Below are 16,803 nucleotides of genomic sequence, written 5' to 3'. Positions count from 1 at the left end.
CGGCGTCGTGGCCTCTGCCGCCGGAGCAGGAGTGCCCACGAAGCCATGCGACCCTGGCGCAGTACAAGGCGCGTACAGGCTTCCTGCCGGCCGCACCCAACGCCCCCCGCCCCCGGCCTTGTTGGACATGGAACGCGGGCACCGTGGATCATCGAACGGTACGGCACGCACAAGGCACAGTCGAAGGCACAATGGGGCGGGAACGACATGACCGACAAGAGCGCTGAGCGGGCACGGATCGCGGTCGGAGCACTGCGGGCGCTGGCGGCACGGCGGCCGGACGGCATCGCTCTGCTCGACGGCTTCACGGACGCCGAGCTGGACGCGTGGCCGGTCCCGGTGCCGGAAGCGGTACGCGTCGTGCTGCGCGAGGCCGGTGGCCTGGAGGCCGGCGGCTTTCCGTACGTATTCGGGCCCCGCGGCAGCTCCCACGGTCGCCGCCCCTTCGCGGACGGCCACTGGACGCTCGGAGAACTGAACCGGGGCCAGGGTTCGCTCCTCGTGGGCGTGGACGGAGAGCAGCGCTCCGACTGGGGCCCGGTCGTAGCCGTCCAGCCGTACGACGAACCAGAAGTCACCGTCGAAGCCCCGGCCTTCACCGGTTGGCTCCTCGGTCTCGCCGAACGCCTCGCCGACGGCGGCACGGTGGAGGATCGCCCCCTCCCCACGGTCTTCACCGAGGCCGTCCCGTCCGTAGAGATCGCCGAGAGCGCAGATGCGGACGCCGAGCTGGTGGCCCTGGTGGGCCGCGGGGATTCGCTCACCGACCTGGTCGATCTGCGCTCGCTCCCGGCCTATCCATGCGGAGTCAGCTGGGAGCCGTACCACTCGACCGACTACAACACCGCCGACACCGGCAGCAGTGAAGTCGAGTTCCGGCTGGCCGGAGACGGCAAGGTGCTGCTCATCCGCAGCATGGTGAGCGGCGACTTCCTGCGGGGCGGCGTACGCCGCCACCGGGTCCCCGACGATGCCGGCCCGCGGGCCGTCGCCGAGCTGCGCGCGCTGGCCGCCGAACTCCCCGACCTCATATCCCTTCAGGCCGGTTGCGAGGACGAGGAGATGGACACCTGGCCGGTGCCAGTCCCCGCCGACGTCCGCGACGTACTGCGTGACATCGGCGGTGTGCGCATAGCTGGACTGCCCGACCTGAAGCTGCTGCCCGGGGCGCCCGAGCACGTCGTGGACCCCGAGGTGCACCGGATGATGGGCGGTGACGGGACGTACTGGCCCGTCGCCCGGGTCGTGTACGCCCGCCACACCGCCCTCGCACAGATCCGCATCGACCCGGACACCGGTCAGTGGGGTTACGCCGTGTCGGTACCCACCGATCCGAGCAGCCTCCGGGAGTACCCCGAGGTCACCGTGCTGGCCGAGTCGCTTCCTCACCTGCTGCTGACCGTCGCCCGTCTTGCCCGCGACGCCGCCGGCAGCCCCGCCTTCGCGCGCTCTCTCGCCGGGGCCACCACCTGGTTCTTCCCGAACACCGGTGAGCCGTGGACCCGTCCGGCCCCCATCGGGGAGTGGGCGTCTTCCACCGACCCGCTGCGGGCCGCGGCCGCGGGCCTCCCCGCCGGAACCCACGTCGCGGACCTGCGCCAAGCGCCGATCCCCACCGACCTGTGCTTCCACCGGGCGGAGGACTGGCCGTACGGTGACGGCCTCGACCGTCTCCACTTCGGCGCCGGGGGACGCATCGCCGCAGCGGTCCCGCTCGCGGTTGGTCCGACGTAGACACAAGTCCTCACGACGCAACTCCACCCAAGTTCGGTCCGTCCAAGCGGCAGGGCTGCCCGCCGCCTCGTGGTGGCAGCCCCAGGGGCAAGAGTTGGAGCGCATCTCGCGGTGTTCGCCTGCGCTGGGCCAAGCTGTCCCTGTCAGCGAAACAAGCGGTTCCATGGCGACGCCCCGTGGGGGCAAGCCCGCATGCGCCGCCAAGAGTTGGCCCTTCGTGCTTGAGCCATCGAACACCTCGTCCCCCAACGCCACCGCCGCGCACGCTGATCCGGATTGGAACCCCGAAGCCCTGGCCAATGACACTCTCGCTTGAGCCTCGCCAGGCCGAATCGACCGCGGAAGACTGGCGACACCTCCCCACCGGGCCCACCGAGCCCCGCTCGAAGGCCCGGAAGTACGTGGCCTTGCGTTCGTAGCGGCGGTGGCCGCGACGAAACCCGGCCGACCAGGGGTCTTGCCGCAACGCGACCAGTCCAGCTCCCGCGGGCACCGAGTTCGACGACATACGCGTGCCGACCTTCAGCACGCCCAGCACTGACCACTGGGTGGATTGCTGCGAGGTCGTCATCGACGTCCTGCGCAGCCCCCGCTTCACACGGACGAACAAACCCACAGAAGCATGCGGCTGGGGCCGGGCCCCGGGAGTGAGATTCCAGAGTCACTCGGCCGGCGCCTCGCTCCGTAGACGCTGCGCTCCTTCGCTCAAGGCTCACCTACAAATCCGGACAGCCTCCGGGCGTGACGACTGCCACGGTTACCGGCAGGCGACAACAAATCCTTCACACCTTTCCTACATTCTCCGCAAAATCTTCGGATCAACCTCAATGCAACGAGCAGCACAGGAAGATCGACTTGGTTCAACTCCGCACTATGTGTGGGCTCTTGTCCGTATAGCAACCAACGACTGCGCCGCGACTTCGCCCTGCCGGACATAAGGCTGTAGTCATATTCCCGACGGCCCGCCGGGGCCCGGACGGCCTGACCAGCCGCACGTTCTTCGGTGAGGGGTCGTCAATTTGCTGCCCAGCGCCGAAACAGAGGTCCCGGGCGCATCAACTCGCATCGACTCGCACCAACCAGGGGGAACACCCATGTCTCAACTAAGCCGACGCCGCGCCCTGAGCGCCTCCGCCACGGCTCTGGCCGGCCTCGCTCTGACGGGCTTCGCGCGAAGGGCCGAGCCGTCCGACGCTCCGGCCGCCGGTCACCGTAACCGGGAAGCCCACTCCCCGGAAGGCTCTGGGCACATACCCACACAGCCGAAGGCGTTCGACGAGTCCTTCAAAGGGCGTCACATACAAGGCGCGCCGTCACATCACGGAGGACACCACGGCGCCGGTTACTCCGTGCGCATCGACGGCGAGGAACTGCACGTGATGCAGAACGCCGACGGCACGTGGATCAGCGTTGTCAATCACTACGAGACGTTCGCCAGCCCGCGGGCCGTGGCTCGCGCCGCCGTGGTCGAACTTCAGGGATCGCAGCTCGAGCCCCTGCTCTGACGTCACCGCCGTCCAGCAACGCCGTCCAGCAACGCCGTCCGACCCTGAGCCCGAAGGCATTCCCATGACCGTACGCAAGAACCAGGCGAACCTCACCTCCGCCGAGAAGCGCCGCTTCGTCGACGCGCTGCTCGAGCTCAAGCGCAGCGGACGTTACGACACGTTTGTCACTACCCACAACGCGTTCATCATGAGCGACACCGACAACGGAGACCGTGTGGGCCACCGTTCGCCGTCCTTCCTGCCCTGGCACCGCAGGTTCCTCATACAGTTCGAGCAGGCTCTCCAGGCAGTGAACCCGGACGTGGCACTGCCCTACTGGGACTGGACTGTGGACCGCTCCCCCACGTCCTCTCTGTGGGCGGCCGATTTCCTGGGCGGTACTGGCCGAAGCAGGGACGGGCAAGTGAGCGACGGCGCCTTCGCAGTCACCGCCGGCAAGTGGCCGGTGTCCGTACGGGTCGACGGACGTGGTTTTCTCCGCCGGGCCCTCGGCTCCGGCGGACAGCAGCTGCCCACTCGTGCGGAGGTCGACTCCGTGCTCGCGATGCCCACGTACGACACCTCGCCCTGGAACAGCGCGTCCGACGGGTTCCGCAACCACCTGGAAGGCTGGCGCGGCGTCAACCTGCACAACCGCGTACATGTGTGGGTGGGCGGACAGATGGCCACCGGTGTCTCCCCCAACGACCCGGTGTTCTGGCTGCATCATGCGTTCATAGACCGGCTCTGGGCCCAGTGGCAGGCCCGGCATCCGGGATCGACGTACCTGCCTGCCACCGGAACACCCAGCGTAGTGAGCCTCAATGACGTCATGCGTCCCTGGAACGACGTGACGCCCGCCGACATGCTGGATCACACCAGGCATTACACGTACGACACCGCGGCGTAGCCCGAGCCCCGCCCCTCATCAATGAAAGGACTGCGCCTCCTCCGCTGCGCCCAGCGCCGCTTTCCGGGAAGGGGCGCCATCATCTGTTGTCGAAACCTGGCAGGCGATGGTGACGTGCGCAGCGAGGCAGGCCGCGTTTGGGACCGCAACCGGCGACGCCATCGGCCGGCAGTGCGCCCGCGGTGCGACGCGGTTGCGCGGGGGCCGTCCCTCCGATCACCAACGGAGCCAGATGAGGAGTGCGGCGGCGGTGACGGTGCCGAGGTAGACGTATCCGCGCTTGTCATAGCGGGTGGCCACGGCTCTGAATTTGTTCAGCTTGCCGATGGCCCGCTCCACTGTGTTGCGATCTTTGCACCGCCCTTTGTCGAATCCCGAGGTCCGTCCGCCGTGTGAACCCCGGCGCAGGCGGGCGGCCTTGTGGTCCTGCTTCCCAGAATCGCTTGTCAGATGCCGGGTTTGCGTGCGGCGAGGACGGCCGCGTGCCGCGCGTGGGACATGGATCTTGTCCGTGACCGGCTCGAACTGTGTGCAGTCCGCCGTTGTCCCGGCGTGATCAGTAAAGGTGGTCAGTCCGCCGCGGGACCGGCCGAGGGCTTCGCCCGGGGCACCGCCCCCTCCAGGAGGCGGTGCGGCATCACGATGGCCGACAGCCGCCGCGCAGGCCTTCGGCGGCCGTCTTTCGGGCGGAACGAGCCTGGGTGCAGTTGCGGTCAGCTCCGCGCCCAGCTCAGGCTCTATGGGCAGGGCGGCCCGGATTGCTGCCGCACCGGACCGGCGAAGCCCGGACTCTGGGCCCCCCGCCCCTGCCGCTCACTGTCGTCCCACTCCTACTCCGGCCCCTGGGCCAGAAGCGGCGGAAGCGGCGGAAGCATCTGAAGGATCCAGCGGTCCGTCCAGGTCACCGCCCTCGCACGAATGAAGGTGCGGACCGCACGCGCAGTCCGGGACGGGTCCAAGGCAGCCTGATTCCGGGCCGGCCACCAGCGCCGCCCCGGCGCGGTCCACCACCGCGGAATGAGGACTGCCAGACGTAAGAGAGCTGGGCCCGCGGCACCTTCGCACGTACGCGGGCCCGGCAGTCTGCCTCGCATGGCCAGACCTGCTGTCAGCTGCCCCAGTGCTTGCGACGTGCCGTAGGGGCTGGATGAGCGACGTAAGACAGGACAAGGCTGGACAAGGCAAGCAATGCGCCCTGGACGCTGGATCCTCAGGGGCGGCGAATTATCACGCCGTGATGATCCGCTCGCCGTGTCACTGTCGGTGCGACGGCAGCATCGCGAGTCTCCCTCGCCGGAACCGAATTTGGCTCCGCAGACGGCTGGAGCGAATCCGAGGTCGGGAGCACGTGCTCAGCAGCCGGCGCTCATCGGACACCGATCGCGAAGTACGAACTGTTCCTCGCCCGTCAGCCAGCCGGGTGAACAGCTCAGCACCTTCGCTGAGCGGGCGTAGCTGCTGGACCGGCTCAGTCAACGGGACCGCTCGCCCGTCCATCGCCCCCACGTCGCCCGAACAGGTAACCGTCGAACCTCATCGCGCCACGTGAAGCAGCCCGAGCGATTGCGACCCGTCACGTCCGTGACGACCCCGCTCGCCGGCCGCCGGTCATGCGCGGCTTCTGCCACCCTCCCTCGCGGAACGTGCGCTGCCGACGGGGATCACGCCATTGCGTGCTCATCGCCATGATCCGCACCGCCCTGGCCGACCAGTACGCCGGCATGGCCGGCCTCGAGCCCAGCGTCCTCGACCTCGCCGAAAAGCCCCTCACCGCCGGCCACTGCGATGATCCGCCGGCGTTTCGCCCCGGTGCGCGATCCGTCCGGCGCCGGGGCCGTGGGGAGCCCAAGCGTAACTGCCCGCCGGTTCAGGCGTTCAGCAACCGGACGGGCCAGTTCCTGGCCGGGTACAGATGTATGGAGGAGAGCCCATGGATGTCGGCATGGATGCCGCGCAGCACGTCCGGGACGTACTGACCGGGAACTTTGGCATCGATCCACAGTCGGTGCCTGCGGACACTGCTCTGCATGAGCTGCGTCTGGACTCCCTGGCACTCGAGGAGCTGCGGGTGATCCTGGAGGAGCGGATGGCTGTCGACCTGGACGACGTGCATCTGACCTCTCGGCACACCGTCGCGCAGCTTGTCGACCTCGTGAGCATCAAGGCGGCCATGTGAAGGCCGCCCACGGTGCGCCATTCGCGGCTGCGGTGACCGGCATCGGGCTGGTCACGGCGGCCGGTATCGGTGCCGATCGGACTTGGGACGAGATCACGCGGTCCACCACACCATCGGGGGTAGGCCCGCTTCCTGCCCTGGCGGGTATGCCCTGCGACTTCGCGTACACCGTCGGCGGGTTCGACTCCGACGCGCTCCTCGGGGTGGCATCTTCCCGGCTGATGGACCGTTTCTCCCAGATGGCGGTGGTCGCGGCGCGCGAGGCGGTCGCGGCTGCGGGACTGGACCAGAACGTGTGGGACGGCGACCGGGTCGCGGTGGTCATCGGCTCGGGCCATGGAGGTCTGCCCTTCTACGACGAGCAGAGCGCCGTACTCGGCGAGCGGGGGCCGCGGCGGATTTCCCCCAAGGTGGGACTGCTCACGCCCGTCAGTGGCGCTGCCGACAGCGTGTGCCGGGATCTCGGTGCCGGTGGTCCCAGCTTCGCGGTGTCAACAGCCTGCGCCTCGGGCACGCATGCGATCGGGACAGCGCTCCAGCTGCTGCGAGCCGGGGCCTGCGACATCGCGGTCGCAGGCGGGGCGGAGTCCGCCGCCAGCCGGCTGCTGGTAGCCGGCGCCAACCAGTTGAAGGCACTGTCCACGCGCCGGGACGACCCGGCCGCGGCTTGTCGCCCCTTTGACGCCGACCGCGACGGTTTCGTCCTCGGGGAGGGCGCCGGACTGCTGGTGCTCGAACGACTCGAGCACGCCCGTGCGCGCGACGCGACGGTCCTGGCCGAGGTGGCCGGTTACGGTGCGGCCACCGACCCCGACGCGACCGTCGCGCCCGACCCCGACGGAGCGGGGCTGGAACGGGCGTTGCGAGCCGCCCTGGCGGACGCCGGGCTCCAGGGCACCGACGTCGACCACGTCAACGCCCACGGCACCGCGACCATCCTCAACGACCTCGTGGAGAGTGCCGTCATCGCCCGGGTGTGCGGACAGCACCCCCTGGTCACGTCCACCAAGGCGATGACCGGGCACACCCTCGGCGCCTCCGGAGGGATCGAGACCGCACTGACCGTGCTGGCGTTGCACCACCAACTCGTCCCGCCCACCGCCAACCTCACGTGCCTGGATCCCGGTGTCCTGGTCGAGGTCGTCGCCAAGGAGGCCCGGCCGGCCCCCCTGGAGTGTGCGGTGAAGACATCGATGGGGTTCGGCGGGTTCGCCGCCGCCCTGGTGCTCACGCGCGCGTGATCCACCCACAGGCGACGACCCGCCCGGCGGGCACAATGATGCGAGGAAGTCATGACCGAGGAAATCGTCCGTTCCCTGACCGTGGACGGACTGTCCTACTGCTACCGGCTGGTACCCGGTCCGGACGCGCAAGCTGAGCCGGTCCTCGTCCTGGGCGGCGCGTTGCAGGGCATGTACGGGTGGCCCCAGATAGAGGACCAGCTGGGGCGGGTAACGAGCGTGATCACCGCCGACCTCCCCGGCACGGGCGCTGCCGATCCGCTGACCGCGCACGACGCGCTCCCGCTGCTCTGCCGGGCGACCGAGCAGATCATCGACGACCTCGGCCTGGACCGCGTCAATCTGTTCGGCTACTCCTTCGGATCAGTCGTCGCGTTCCTGTGCGCGCAGCGGCAGCCCCGGCGGATCGCGCGGCTGGTCCTTGGCGGCGTGCCGACCACAGTCTCCGACGCGCAGTACGCCCGGCTCCAGGAGCTGGCCCGGGAGCTGGCGGCGGGTCGGCTGCAGGAATTCGCCGCACTGTTCGCCGAGTCCATGCTGTGCATGGACCCCGCCCTGCCAGTGCTCCACCGCCGCCTGGTCTACCGGTATGTGAAACGGGCCGTGTTCCAGACCTACTCCCAAACGCCACACGCCCGGGCCTCGCTGATCCGCGCCCTCAGCTCTGGCATCCCCCGCATGGACGGCGGGCTCACCGGAGTACCCACACTGGTGTTCAGCGGCGAGCACGACAACCTCACCCCCGTGGACGCCCAGCAGTCCTTCGCCACGACGATCGAGGACAGCACATTCGTCACGATGCGCGAATCAGACCACTGGGTCGTACTGGAACGAGCCCATGACGTGGCAGACCTCGCACTGCGACATTTCACCGGGCGGTCGCTGACCGATGCGCAGTACGTCGTTCCTCACAGCGGAGGACCGGCACCCGACACCGCGTCAGAAGTACCGGCGCAGGGCCTGATGAGGCAGGAGCAAAGGGTCAGTGGTGACGTAGTGGGGGCGACGTCACCACGGTAAGGACGAGGCATGTGCGGCGACAGTCCAGATCGGGTTCACACCCGGCGCGGACGCGCCCCAACGCCGCAACGCGGTGCTGCCGAGCGGGCGGGACACGGCAAGGGCTCCGGACAGCCTGTCCGACGGTGGGGGGCGGCCGTCATGCTCGCGTTCGGCTGGGGGGTGCCGACAGTGCGTCGTTGGCGGCGTCGAGAATGCTGCCGAAAGAACGGGTGATCATGGGCCGCACGAGGACCCGGGTGAGGAAAGCACCGAGCAACGGCATGCGCATCTCGGCGCGGGTGGTCCAGCACACCCGAGTGCCGCCGTCGACCTCGCTGAACGTCATGCGGCCGAGTTCGTGCCGGGACGGCGGCAGGCTGCGCTCGACGACGTACTCGGTGGCGTACGGCGCGTCGTAGTGGGTGATGCGTTCCCTGAGCCAACCGATGAGCCAGAGGTGACTGCGGACGGCACCGGCGCCGTAGGGCGCGTCGGTGCCGCGCCGGGTGAGGCGGCAGCGCAGCACCAGCGGCGAAGCCGTGTAGTTGGTGGTCGTGGTGAGCCAGGTGAACACATCGTCGATAGGTGCGTCGATGACGCGTTCGACGGTCATGGTTTCCATGGCAGATGTCCTCCTCGGTCGAGCACGCGTAGCCCTTGACTTCCTGCCGTGCACACCATCGAGACAGCCCACACCAGCGAAGCGTGACAAGCCGCTACTGTGATACGCACCACACCGCGGCGCCATCTCCTGAACCAGCGGCTCGCCCTCATGAAAGATCGGCCCAAACGCGCCAAGCGCCCAACCGCAAACGCTCCCGAGGACTCCCGCACCGCCACCCTCCACACCCCGGGACCGAGAACGCACAGCCTCCGAGCAGGGCATCGAGGCGGACGATCCCCCATAGCCGGGTGCCCGCGGCGCCCAAGCGGCAACCCCCTTCATACTCACCTTGGGTGTCGGAAAGTGATCACCACTCACTGGCCCCTGTGCCGGCCAGACGGGCGCGGAGGGCGATCCGTCAGCCGCTGGAGGACTCAGCGCCTTCTTCGAACAGCGGCAGTCAACCACCGTGACATCCAGGGTCAACCGTACGAAGCGCAGCGAATGACGCCAGGTGACTTCGGCGATCAGCTCGGGGACGACCAGGGTCGGGTCGGTCGTAACGCCCGAGGACGAACAGCTGCGGGCGTCGCAGCATTCCGGCGACGGGCGCCGATCACAGCTTCGGTCGTCTGCCGCCGGCGAACCTTGAACCTTCTCTGCACCAAGCCTTGAGCGAGGTGCCGTGGTGATGGATTGCCGACCCAGCTCAACCCGAAGCTCGATGAGTCTCAGCGGAGTTCGACCATCCCCAGCGGGCCGTTGTCGGGGCTGGTGGCTAGGGTGCGCTGCTATGGACGCTGCTGATCTTGACTACCGGGCCCGGACGTTGTCCGGCTGCATTCCTCCGTTGCTGGTCTCCCGGCTTCCTGAGCTGGGTCACGACAAGGAGGTGGAGTTCCAGGCCGGCCGTGGGGAGTGGTTCTGCGCGCGGGAGTGGGCGCGGCTGCTCGGTGACCAGGGTCGACAGGCACAGGCGTTGGAGGTGCTCGCTCCGTTCATTGCCACGGGCTGGTGGCCGGCTGCCCGGACCCAGGCGGAACTGCTGGAGAGCTGGGGGCGGGCAGAGGAGGCGATCGCGCTGGCCCGGCCGTACGCAGACACCGGAGGGCTCGCTCTGGAGTTCTTCGCGCGCCTGCTGGACCGGTACGGACGCAAGGACGAGGCGGTCATGTTGCTGAGCGCCGGGGTCGAGGACTGGTTCCTTGCCTCCGCTCTTGTCGACGTTGTCGAGGGGGCAGGCCGAGACGAGGACATCGCTGCGCTGCTGGCCGCCCGGATCCCGGCCCAGCACCGGTGCGACGCCCCGTGGTGCTGCCGCGGCCTCGACCCCGACATGGCAATCGGCCTGCTCGCCGCGATCCGTGAACGTCAAGACCGCGTCGACGAAGCGATCGCCCTTCTTAACACCCGGCAAACCACCTCCGTCAACGCCCGCGACCAGCTGGCCGACCTGCTCGCGAGGCACGACCGGATCGAGGAACTGCGCGTGTACGCGGCGTCCGAGTACCACGGGCACGCCGCGCAGCGTCTCGCCGAGGTGCTGGAGGAGCGCGGTGATGTGGAAGGCGCGATCGCCGTGTACCAGCAGCCGGGCGACTCGCCCGCCCGCCAGTGCCACGGTGCGGTGCAACTGGCGCAGCTCCTGGCTCGGCATGGCCGGGGTGACGAGGCGATACGCATGCTCGCGGACTCACCCGGCGGCGCGGAGGACTGGATCGTCGACATGCTGTGCACCCTGTATGCCGACCACGGGCGCGCCAGGGACGGCCTGGCCTACCTCGACGCCCTCAAGGCACGCCGCGACGGCGAGGAGGAATGGGACTTCTTCAGGATGCGGCTTCGGCTCATGGCCGACTGCGGCCTGCTCGATGAACCGATCGAGCAGGCGAGGGCGCACCCCGAGAGCGGCGCCTCGTACGCGGCCTGGACCGTCTCCGACCTGCTCGCCGAGAGGGGCAGAACCGAGGAGGCCGTCGCGGTTCTCGAACCACACGCCCCCGCCAACGCCAGCTCTCTGGCCGGCCATCTCATCGACCTCGGCCGAGTCAAGGACGCTGTGGCACTCCTTCAGCAGCGCCAGTCCGAGCCGGTCACACCTGTCTGGACCGGCACATTTTCCACCGAACCCCCGTTCTAAAACCTCGCACTCCGGGCCGACTCGTACATCCCCGTATGCTTACGAATCACGGCCCCGGGGCGTGAAGCAACCCGATGGTGCAGTTAACAAGCCAGCCACGGGCGCCTCTCATGTACCTCTGGCCCAAGCCCCTTGACCACCAGCCCCTCCACGCCCAGGATTTCCGTCCAGGACTCCAGCCTCTTGGGCGATGGCCGGGTTCGTCGTCATCGGGTACAGCGTCCCCGGCGGCGTCAGACCCTGCTTGGTGAACAGGTCCTCGAGGACGGCGCGTCGTCGTCCGTAGGGCTCGCTCGTTCAGGAACTCCTGACCGTCCTTCCGCAGGACGTCGAAGGCGATGAAGTCCGCGGACATCGCGGCGGCCAGCTGTTGGACGGTGCGGCTGCCGGAGGAGGCGCGCGGCGCTGCAACGCCTCGAACGACAGCCTGTTCCCTCACCACACCACCACTTCGCCATCGAGGACCAAGCCTTCGGCCAGCGACCCACGCCGCGACTGCAACCGCGTCGGCCCGCCCATGGGAGCCGACGTGAACAACAAGCACCGGTAACCGTCGTTCTCCAGACTTCGCCATGTCTCAGGAGACAGGTTGGTTTTGTAAACGAGAAAGGGAGTCTTTCGCAAAGTCCCACCGGGCCGGAGATGCGGCGGCAGGCCGGACCTGGGGCCTGGTCGTCTGTCCCGGGACGCAATCGCCTTTCGCGCTGAGCCGCCGAGGGCTAGGGTGCGGGTGCAGCGAGTGACCCACGAGGAGCTAAGACATGCCCGGTCGTCCGAGCGCGCGTTGACCTTGTAGGCCGTGATCGGCCTGTCATCGCGTGCTGCCCTTGACGTTGCGGCACAGCGAGCCTTCCCCTGCCTGAATCGCAGGCGCACCTGGTGTGCGCCGGGTGATGGTCCTCGTCGTCGGCAATCCAAGGGATCTTCGTGCCGTCCACGTCCTCCGCTGTATCCGATTCCAGTCGATCTGTTCCGCCAAGTCTGTGGCGGGATCGCGACTTCCGCAGACTCTGGGTGGGTCAGACGGCCTCCCAACTCGGCGAACACACCACTCTGATCGTTCTCCCGCTCTTCGCCGTCCTGACGCTCAACGCCGACGCCGGCGAGTTGGGCGTCCTCCGCGCGGTGGGGCAGGCGCCGCTCCTGTTGCTCTCGCTCTTCGTCGGCGCGTGGGTGGACCGGTGGCGGGCCCACACGGTGATGGTGGTGACGGACGCCGGCCGGACCCTGCTACTGGGCGCCGCCGCCGTGGCCGGTCTCCTCGGTTGGCTCAATCTGCCCGCACTGCTCGTGGTCGCCCTCGGCGTTGGGGCGCTGTCCGTGTTCTTCGACGTGGCCTATCAGGCGTCTCTCGTACGACTGGTGAAACGCGATCAGTTGCTACAGGGCAACAGCGCGCTCGAGGGCAGCCGGTCCGCGGCTCAGATCGGCGGGCCCGCCCTCGGCGGCGCATTGGTGTCACTGCTGTCGGCGCCGATCGCTGCTGCCTCCAGCGCGGTGTTTTTCGCGCTGTCGTTCTTGTCGATCCGGCGGATCCGTCGGATCGAATCGATCCCGGAACGCTCGGAACGTCCCCCTCGGGTATGGCGACGGATCTATGAGGGCCTCCGCTTTGTCGTCCGCGATACCTCGCTGCGGACCGCGTGCCTCGCCTCGGCCGCCTTCCAGTTCTCCTTCGCGTCCATGATGACCGTCTATCTGCTCTTCCTGCCGCGGGAACTGCACCTCTCAGGCACCACCGTTGGGCTGGCACTTGCGGCGATGGGGCCGGGCGCGCTGCTGGGCTCGATGCTGGCCTCTCGCCTGCCGCCCCGGTTCGGTTACGGAACGGTGCTCGTGTCCGCGGCGGCACTCGGCGACGGCGTGTTCCTGTGTGTGCCCGCGCTGCACGGCTCCTCTGCGGTGACGGTTTCCGCGCTCCTGGCGATCAACTTCGTGTTCGGGACCGCTGGCCAGTTGGTGAATGTCACGGTCATGGCCGTGCGGCAGGCCGTCACTCCGGACGGGATGCACGGCCGCGCGGCCGCGACGATCACGTTTGTCGGCATGGGGACGGCCCCGCTCGGCTCCCTGCTCGGCGGGTTTCTCGCGATGGAGTGGGGGCTGCTCACCAGCCTCCTGGTGACGGCCGCAGGCATGATGCTGTCCCCTGTGGTGATGGTTTTGTCCCCGCTCGCACGCCTGGGACGGGTGCTTCCGGCCGTGCAGGACGCGCCGCCGACGGTCGCCCGTTCTGAAGCCCACGAGACGGCCGCCCCAGAGACCAGCAGCCGCCCTCCAGGTGACGTCGAACCTCGTTCACATTGATCACGGATACGGCCTTCACGTGACTCCCGTTACGACTGGGGCTGGTGGTACAACATCTGGACCGCCCCCCGGCGTTGATCGGGACAAGCTCGGCGCCCACGGCACCGTAGAAGGGCTGCGTATTCATCGAGACCATCCCGCGGATGGTGTACTCGCGCGCCGCAGACTCCTCCCACAAGGGTGTTGCCGACCACATCTACAAGGCGCAAAACCAGCCCGACTCGACGTACCCGACGAGCGCCGCTTTGGAGAGCATCCCCGGTAAGTACGTAGCCGGCGACTACTATGCGGCCGTCCTGCACCGTCTGCACGAGAACTTCCATCTGACGACGATGAACGCCAACACCTCCCACAAGGACCAGGCGTGCACCTCGACCGGCGAGTACTCCACCACCGGCCTGCCGCTCTCCCTGCGGCTGAAGCAGGCGGCAAGGACTGCGACGAGTACCCGTTCCGTTCCGCGCTCAAGGGCGCTTCAAGCCCGGACTGGGACTTCTCCGTGTGTCCCGTCAACCTCGGCCAGAACCGGTCTAGCCACAGGACTGTCACACCCGGAAATTATGATGAGCAGCGCTCCTCGAACATCGAGGAGCGCCGTTCCCCTTTCTCGCCGGAGGCCTCGTGGACCTGATGCAGACCCTCGACAGCTACTTCGGCGGCTGGTCCTTCACCTTCACCACGCTGCCCCCGCTCGAGGCGCTGCAGGCTATGGAAGCCGTCTCCATCCGCCCCATCGAGAGCCCGCTCGATGCGCTCCGCGAGGAAGAAGACGCAGGCCTTGCTGAAGACGGTGTTCTTCTCGTCGCCGGCCGCGTGCACCCTGGCTGGAGCATCATCATCGAGACCAGCGGCTACAGAGGACTCGTGGGAGCCGAACGGTCCGTTCTCCTCGAGCTGTGCAGCGCCGAGTATCCCGCGATGACCGTCTTCAAGAATCCCAACTGTCTCGAGCTGCTGTACGCGGACCTCGACGACAGGTGGGGCGGCATGGCGATCGACAGCGGGATCCGATGGGGCGAGATGAGCCCGCCCGTCTCGGCTGTACTCACCGCGGCCGGGTTCCTCCCCGATGGCCAAGGCATCTCCACGGAGATCGCCGACCGTGCGTACAACGATCTCGTGCAGCGCGCTGTCGCCGTAGCGACGGGAGTATCCCTGGACGACGTCGGGACTGCCGGCGGCTGGGCCTCGGGGATCGTCCTGGCGGAGACAACAGCGACGCAGGTCTCGCGGAGCAGATCGCTTCGTTGACCGCCGCGTAGCGACACCGGCTGTGCTCCGGCCTCAACGATCTCCAGCGCGGCCTTGGCCTTCTTGATCTTCGTGGCCACCCGCTTGCAGAACATCGTCGCCAGGTCGTCGCGGACCCGCATCCTCGCCTTGTGCAGGATACGGATCCAGCGCGGGCGCGTTGGCTCTCCAGCGCGAAGAAGCGTCGTTCACCGATGTTCATCAGGACGTCATGCACCTGATCCCCGACGTGGCAGAGCCGGATCCTGGACGTCGGAACGGGCACGGGACTGGGGCCGGCTGATCGAGCAACAGTGGGCAGTACGGCAATACTCCCCCAAACTCGGATACGACTGGCCCTGGGCGAGTGGCGGTCGATCAGCCGGAGTGGCCCTTCGGGAGCGGATGCCTCTGGCAAGGGGAAGGTGCGCCCAAGACGTATCGGCACCTACTTGGTGAGCACCGCCTGCATGACCTGCTTGGCGATCGGGGAGCCCAGCTTGCCACCGGAGATGTCGTCGCGCGAGATGTCCATGTCCGTCGGGTCGATGAAGACGGCCACAGCCACCGAGGCGCCGTCGGCGTTCTTGCCGTACGAGACGAACCAGCCGTACGGCACCTCATCGTCGACGTTGACGCCACGCTGCGCCGTTCCGGTCTTTCCGCCGACGGTGATGCCGTCGATCAGCGCTCCCTTGGCGCTGCCTTCGCGGGCAGTGAATTCCATCATCTCGCGCACGCTGCCTGCGGTCTCCTCGGAGATCGCCTGGCTCTTGAGCTTCGGCTCGTGCTCCTCGACCGGCGACAGGTCGGGACCGATCAGCTTCTCGACGATGTACGGCTGCATCAGCTTGCCGCCGTTGGCGATGGCGGCCGTCACCATGGCCATCTGCATCGGCGTGCTCGTGAGGCTTCCCTGGCCCATGCCGGTCAGCGCCGTTCCCGGCTTGTCGAGGCGCTCCGGGTAGAGGCTCTTGCTCGCCAGCAGGTCACCGAAGTCCTCGGAGTAGACGTCCTCGTTGAAGCCGAACTTCTGCGCCGTCTCCCTCATCTTGTCCGGGCCCAGCTTGGACGCGGCATCCAGGAACACGTTGTTGCAGGAGTGCTGCATGGCCGTCTTCAGCGACGCCTTGTCGCATACGCCGTCACCGGCCTCACTGCCGATCCGGTTCGTGGAGAGCGGCAGGGGGTACGGTGACGGAGCGTCAGACGCGGCGTCAATATCCGTGACGACACCGTGTTCCAGGGCGGCGGCCGCCGTAAGGATCTTGAAGGTCGAGCCGGGCGGGAAGGTCTCGCGCAGTGCCCGGTTCGCCAGCGGCTTGCTCTTGTCGGAATCGAGCGCCTTGAACCGGTCGCCCTCCTTGAACGTCATCCCGGCGAACACCGACGGGTCGTACGACGGCGCGGAGGCCAGCGCGAGCACCTTTCCGGTATCCGGTTCGAGTGCGACGACGGCGCCGCGCGCGCCGAGGTCGGTCAGCCCCTTGTACGCGGCCTTCTGCGCCTTGGGGTCGATGGTGGTGACCACGGAGCCGCCGCGCAGCGGCTTCCCGGTGACGACGTCCCTCGCACGCTGGAACGCGAACCTGTCGTCCTGGCCGCTGAGCACCGAGTCGTACGTCTGCTCCAGCAGGGACATCCCCATGGCCTGGGAGGCGTAGCCGGTGACGGGAGCGTACATGGGCCCGTCCGTGAAGGTCCGCTTGAACTTGAAGTCCTGCCCCGGCACTTCCTTCGAGCCCGTCACCGGGCGGCCCCCGACGATGATGTCCCCGCGTGCCTGCGCGAACTGGGAGATCTTCACCCGCCGGTTGTCCTTGTGCTGCGCGAGGTTCTCCCCCTGTACGAACTGCACCCAGTTGACCCGCAGCAGCAGAGCCATGATCAGGATTCCACAGAAAATCGCCACGCGTCTCAGCGGCCTGTTCATTGATGCCCCGCCCCTCCACGCCCGCTCTACCGCACGCGT

12 protein-coding genes are annotated in these 16,803 nt (G+C 68.1%); 9 read left to right on the top strand and 3 right to left on the bottom strand.

The genetic code is table 11. The features are described 5' to 3' along the window. Positions 1-207 precede the first annotated feature (207 nt). The 3 genes from ABZX79_RS23550 to ABZX79_RS23540 all read left to right on the top strand — a co-directional run bounded on the left by ABZX79_RS23550 (position 208) and on the right by ABZX79_RS23540 (position 4,131). Complete coding sequence (locus ABZX79_RS23550; RefSeq protein WP_355260971.1) at positions 208-1,734, top strand: hypothetical protein; 1,527 nt, start codon at positions 208-210, stop codon at positions 1,732-1,734. A gap of 1,094 nt (positions 1,735-2,828) precedes the next feature. After that, on the top strand, positions 2,829-3,239 hold the full coding sequence (locus ABZX79_RS23545) for a tyrosinase cofactor (protein ID WP_355260968.1): 411 nt from the start codon (positions 2,829-2,831) through the stop codon (positions 3,237-3,239). 64 nt (positions 3,240-3,303) lie between these two features. Beyond that, positions 3,304-4,131: a tyrosinase family protein gene (locus tag ABZX79_RS23540; RefSeq protein WP_355260965.1), complete on the top strand. Its 828-nt coding sequence runs from the start codon at positions 3,304-3,306 to the stop codon at positions 4,129-4,131. Positions 4,132-4,347: 216 nt separating this feature from the next. Here ABZX79_RS23540 and ABZX79_RS23535 read toward each other — a convergent pair whose 3' ends face one another. Further along, a complete protein-coding gene (locus tag ABZX79_RS23535; RefSeq protein WP_355260962.1) occupies positions 4,348-4,470 on the bottom strand; it encodes a hypothetical protein in 123 nt (40 codons plus the stop codon). 1,603 nt (positions 4,471-6,073) lie between these two features. Between ABZX79_RS23535 and ABZX79_RS23530 the strand changes: the two genes are divergently transcribed. From ABZX79_RS23530 to ABZX79_RS23520, 3 genes are read left to right on the top strand one after another with little or no spacing between them, the layout of a single operon-like run. Further along, entirely contained in the window at positions 6,074-6,307 is a 234-nt protein-coding gene (locus ABZX79_RS23530; protein ID WP_355261019.1) for an acyl carrier protein, read from the top strand. Next, a complete protein-coding gene (locus tag ABZX79_RS23525) occupies positions 6,304-7,548 on the top strand; it encodes a beta-ketoacyl-[acyl-carrier-protein] synthase family protein (protein ID WP_355260959.1) in 1,245 nt (414 codons plus the stop codon). Before ABZX79_RS23530 ends, ABZX79_RS23525 begins: the two co-directional genes overlap by 4 nt. A gap of 51 nt (positions 7,549-7,599) precedes the next feature. Further along, entirely contained in the window at positions 7,600-8,568 is a 969-nt protein-coding gene (locus tag ABZX79_RS23520) for an alpha/beta hydrolase (RefSeq protein ID WP_355260956.1), read from the top strand. A gap of 139 nt (positions 8,569-8,707) precedes the next feature. Here the strand turns inward: ABZX79_RS23520 and ABZX79_RS23515 are convergent, their stop codons facing one another. Further along, the gene (locus ABZX79_RS23515; RefSeq protein WP_355260953.1) at positions 8,708-9,172 is read right to left on the bottom strand and encodes an SRPBCC family protein; all 465 of its coding nucleotides are present in this window, start codon (positions 9,170-9,172) and stop codon (positions 8,708-8,710) included. 775 nt (positions 9,173-9,947) lie between these two features. On the opposite strand from ABZX79_RS23515, the gene ABZX79_RS23510 reads away from it, so the two are divergent. The 3 genes from ABZX79_RS23510 to ABZX79_RS23500 all read left to right on the top strand — a co-directional run bounded on the left by ABZX79_RS23510 (position 9,948) and on the right by ABZX79_RS23500 (position 14,852). Continuing rightward, on the top strand, positions 9,948-11,294 hold the full coding sequence (locus ABZX79_RS23510) for a hypothetical protein (protein WP_355260950.1): 1,347 nt from the start codon (positions 9,948-9,950) through the stop codon (positions 11,292-11,294). A gap of 927 nt (positions 11,295-12,221) precedes the next feature. Continuing rightward, complete coding sequence (locus tag ABZX79_RS23505) at positions 12,222-13,601, top strand: MFS transporter (RefSeq protein WP_355260947.1); 1,380 nt, start codon at positions 12,222-12,224, stop codon at positions 13,599-13,601. Between the two features lie 621 nt (positions 13,602-14,222). Then, entirely contained in the window at positions 14,223-14,852 is a 630-nt protein-coding gene (locus ABZX79_RS23500; protein ID WP_355260944.1) for a hypothetical protein, read from the top strand. Positions 14,853-15,279: 427 nt separating this feature from the next. On the opposite strand, the gene ABZX79_RS23495 is transcribed toward ABZX79_RS23500, so the two are convergent. After that, complete coding sequence (locus ABZX79_RS23495) at positions 15,280-16,764, bottom strand: penicillin-binding protein 2 (protein ID WP_355260941.1); 1,485 nt, start codon at positions 16,762-16,764, stop codon at positions 15,280-15,282. Between the last annotated feature and the right edge of the window lie 39 nt (positions 16,765-16,803).

It is taken from the genome of Streptomyces sp. NPDC002994 (assembly GCF_040611155.1).
Classification (GTDB): domain Bacteria; phylum Actinomycetota; class Actinomycetes; order Streptomycetales; family Streptomycetaceae; genus Streptomyces.
This window is presented reverse-complemented; position numbering and strand designations above follow the sequence as displayed.